At 59.5% G+C, this 1,023-nt stretch carries 2 protein-coding genes; both read left to right on the forward strand.

Annotated elements, in window-relative coordinates:
* Positions 1-123: 123 nt before the first annotated feature.
* Positions 124-462, forward strand: a complete 339-nt coding sequence (locus tag AC1EJR_RS27285) for a DUF3304 domain-containing protein (protein ID WP_477113953.1) — start codon at positions 124-126, stop codon at positions 460-462.
* A 22-nt stretch (positions 463-484) separates the two neighbouring features.
* A complete protein-coding gene (locus AC1EJR_RS27290) occupies positions 485-925 on the forward strand; it encodes a DUF3304 domain-containing protein (RefSeq protein ID WP_477113950.1) in 441 nt (146 codons plus the stop codon).
* Positions 926-1,023 lie beyond the last annotated feature (98 nt).

Here is a 1,023-nt window from a genome sequence, read left to right on the forward strand (position 1 = left end):
CACAGTTCCACCAGGAGAGTCATGCCTTACACAGTAGCGCGCCCACGGGCGTGGATAGCCGGCCTGCTAGCAGCATTGTCACTGGCAGTGTCCGGTTGCGGCGAGGAGCCAATCTCAGTGTCAATGGTTGGATACAACCACACCGATGTRGGCATCTACGCGTTCGAGGTCAATGGCCGGGGTGGCCCGAATATCTGGCCGCACGAGGGCGGTGGCAAGTTCACCTGTTGCGTCACGGTGCCACGGGTCTACAAGCCTGGCATGACGGCGGAGGTCAGGTGGCTCCATCGCATCGACGATGTGCCGCAGGAGCGGATCGTGCCGGTACCTCCTTATGGCCCAAGGGACGGAGGAATGTTCGCCGTCCACTTCCTGCGCGACGGCAATGTCAAGGTGTTCGTGACCATGATGGGTCTTGGACATCCCGACTATCCCTTGAAGGGCGACGAGGCGCGCAAGTAACCACAGTTCCACGAGGAGAGTCATGCCTTACACAGTAGCGCGCCCACGGGCGTGGATAGCCGGCCTGCTAGCRGCATTGTCACTGGCCATGTCCGGTTGCGGCGACAAGCCCATCGCGGTGTCAATGGTTGGCTACAACCACACGGACGTGGGGATCTACGCGTTTGAGGTCAACGGTCATGGTGGCCCGAATATTGGGGCGCACAAGGGCGGTGGCAATCGCACGTGTTGTGTCATGGTGCCCTTGGTCCACGAGCCCGGTATGACGGTAAAGGTCAGATGGGTCAATCGCATCGACGATGTTCCACAGGTGCGATTCGTCTCCGTGCCTCCCTATCGGCCAGACGAACTGGGACGGTTTGCCGTGCATTTTCTGCGCGACGGCAATGTCAAGGTGTTCGTGACGATGATGAATCTTCACCATCCTGACTATCCCTTGAAGGGCGATGAAGCTCGGCTGTAACGACATCGATTGGAGAAAGAACCATGCCTTACAGCGCTGCACCACCAGCTTCAGGCGGCACGAATCGATTCAAAGCAACGCGCCCACGGGCGTGGGCA

It is taken from the genome of Cupriavidus sp. 05T42 (genome assembly GCF_056396345.1).